This is a genomic window from Micromonospora sp. (assembly GCF_048594385.1).
In the GTDB taxonomy this organism is placed as follows: Bacteria; Actinomycetota; Actinomycetes; order Mycobacteriales; family Micromonosporaceae; genus Micromonospora; species Micromonospora wenchangensis.
The window spans coordinates 1-2984 of record NZ_JBMDWU010000527.1 but is presented as its reverse complement, the minus strand read 5'-3'; the positions used below and the strand labels follow the sequence as shown (position 1 = coordinate 2984).

At 76.0% G+C, this 2984-nt stretch carries 1 protein-coding gene and 1 pseudogene; one reads left to right on the top strand and one right to left on the bottom strand.

Going from position 1 to position 2984, the window contains the following annotated elements:
• A pseudogene (locus ACOJTC_RS27875) lies at window positions 1–1188 on the bottom strand (hypothetical protein); the annotation flags it as partial.
• A 245-nt stretch (window positions 1189–1433) separates the two neighbouring features.
• Between ACOJTC_RS27875 and ACOJTC_RS27870 the strand changes: the two are divergent.
• Window positions 1434–2828: a PQQ-binding-like beta-propeller repeat protein gene (locus ACOJTC_RS27870; RefSeq protein ID WP_420119109.1), complete on the top strand. Its 1395-nt coding sequence runs from the start codon at window positions 1434–1436 to the stop codon at window positions 2826–2828.
• Window positions 2829–2984 lie beyond the last annotated feature (156 nt).

Below are 2984 nucleotides of genomic sequence, written 5' to 3'. Positions count from 1 at the left end.
CTGGCCGACGAGCCGGTCACCGCTGGTCAACGGCACGGTCAACGGGCAGCCGTACGGGTGCGGCGGTGGCTGCGGCCCACCCTCGGTGATGCGCACCTCGGCGAGCCGGAGCGCGGCGGCGATCGTCGCGCTGATCTCGGTGGTGCTGCCGACGCTGTGCACCACCCGGTGCAGCAGCGGCTGCGGGGCCTCACCGTGCACGAGCCGGCCCACCCGCCGCTGCACCGCCTCGCGCATCGGCTGGAAGGCCGCCGCGAGCACCCCGGTAACGACGAGTTGCGGCAGCGGCAGCCGCTGCGGCAGCAACCGGTCGAGCAGCGCCACCGTCGCGCAGTAGGCGGCGATCACCACGGCGGTCATCAGATACCACACGAGGGTGCGGCGCACGGCCAGCCGCAGCCCCCACAGCTGCTGGCGCAGCACCACCACCGCCACCGCGGCGGGGAAGAACGCCTGCGAGGCGAGCATCAGCAGCGCCGGCAGGGCCGCCGGGACGGCCGGGGGCAGCAGGGTGGCGAGGAAGGCGAGGGTGAGCAGCCCGCTGCCGGCCGTCGCCCAGCCGAGGCCGTGGCGTTGCGCGGCGGGGCCACGTCGCCACCGCCACGCCAACCCGGCGCAGGCCAGCAGGCCGAGCCCGACCAGCGGGTACGGCAGGACGGGCAGCAGTGCGGCCCGCACGCCCCGCAGCCCGTCCGGCAGCGGCAGCACCCCCAGCGGCGGTGGCGCGGTGACGGCGGCGGCCATCGTCACCGCCACGTAACCGACCCCGGCGGCGACCGCGTACCGGCCGAACCGGTCCAACGGCCGGTCCGGCAGCAGCCACGGCATCACCACGACCAGCGCGTACAGGCCGGGCACCCAGGCCCAGCGGTGCAGCGCGGTCAGCACCGGCGGCCCGCCCACGGCGAGTTGCCACTGCCCGGCGCAGGCGGCGACCGCGCTGCCCAGCGCCGCCGCGCAGGCGATCACGGCGGGCATCCGGCTGCCGGTGCGCTGCCGGCTCAGGATCAGCCACGCCAACGTGCCGTAGACGATGCCGTCGAGCAGGTCGACGAGCGAGTAGAGCTGGTCGGCGGACCACGGCGGCGTCGCCACCGCCCAGGCGACGACCGCGCCGAGGCTGAGCAGGACGGTGCCGGTGAGCACCGCCCACCCGGTCGACCGCGCGGTCACAGAAACGTTCGGCATGGCCGGTCCACTGTCCCAGCACGACCACCACCAGCGCCACGGACGGGGCCACCGGCCGCCGTCGGCATCGGGGACCACACCAGCACACCCACGGGCTTCCTCCGGATCACCGCGCGCCGCCGGATCGGCGCACGCGCAGCGCAGCCTGGTCCGCGTCCTGTCCCGCCGGCCAGGGGTGGATGTCCCGCGCCGCCGGGACCGGCACATCGACCGTCCGGTGGCAGGGGATGCGCGCGGGTCCTAGGGTGACGACTCGACCGTCCACCGAGGGGGAACCCGTGCCGTCGCACCGACCAGCCCGTTGGCGTACCGCCGCCGTCGCCCTGACCCTGGTCCTCGGGCTGCCCGCCTGCGCCGCGCCCCGCCCGCAGCGCCCACCGACGCCAGTCGAGCAGACCCCGGAGCGGCTGCGGGAGGGCAGCAGGTCACCCACCCCGCAGGTCCCGCAGGCGGCCTGGTCGGTGTCGGTACGGCGGATCGACCAGCCGCTGGGCGAGACCGGCCAGCTCATCGTCGTCCCCGACGGGCGGGAACTGCGGGCGGTGGACCGGGTCACCGGGCAGCAACGGTGGGCGCACCCGTTCGCCGGCAGCTTCCGGTACGTCATCGCCGGGGGATCCATCGTGGTCAGCGACAACAACGACGGCGGTGTGGACGTGCTCGACGCGCGCACCGGTGCCACCCGGTGGCGGGCGGCCGGCAGCCAGGACGTGGTCGTCCACGGGCAGGCCGTCCACGCCCGGGACTGCGTCGGTGTCGGCGCGGCGGCGACCTGCGTGATCATCGCCAGGGAGCTGGAGAGCGGTCGCGAACTGTGGAAGCTGCCGTCCGACCGGTTCGCCCGGGTCAGCGACGTCACCCTCGGCGCGCGCCTGCCGTACGCGCCGACCGCCGGCCGGTACGTCGTGGTGCGGCTGAGCACCTCCGGCCGGGCGGCCACTTACACCCCGGTCGCCCCCACCACCGGGCGGGCCGGCGCCGGGCGGCTGCCGAACCGGGCCTGGTTCGGCTTCGCCGCCGACGACCTGCTGGTCAGCACCAACCACGACCCGCCCAAGGGGGACCAGCGCTGCACGGTCAGCATCGCCAGCGTCGACGCGGGCACCGGTGCCAAGGGCTGGTCCGGCGCGGTCTACAGCGGGCGTCGGCAGAACGGCGAGTGCGCCAAGCGGCTGGCGAACGACCTCAGCGGGATGGAGCTGATCGGGGTCGGGACCCGGCTCGTCGCGGTCACCGCCGACGAACGGCCGCAACTGGTCGACCTGCGTACCGGCAGGACGGTCTGGCGGGGCGTCGCCGCCGGTGTCCCGATCGACGGCGACGACCGGTCGGTCCTGGTCCGCGACACCGCCGACACCGGCGCGCTGGCGTTGCTCGACCTGGCCACCGGTGTCGCCCGCTGGACCGCACCGGACCCGGTGCTGCCCGGCACGTCGGCGAGTTGGCGCTCGGCGGTGACGGCTCGGCTGGTGGCGGTCAGCGGGGTCGAGGACGAGCGCCCGATGGTGCTGGTGTACGACGCGGACACCGGCCGTCAGCTCGGCCGCTATCCGGGGTGGCTCGCCGGGGCCGGCACGGACTGGGTGGCGGTCAGCCACTCCGGCACCGGTGGCCTCGCGGTCGACCTGCACACCTTCTGACCGTCGACCGAGCAGGGTGGGCGGGCCCCGCGGGGGGCGGGGTGGGCGGCCCCGGCGCCCTCGGCGGGGGCCCCCCACCCTGCTCGGTCGACGGTCAGAAGGCGTGCAGGTCGACCGCGAGGCCACCGGTGCCGGAGTGGCTGACCGCCACCCAGT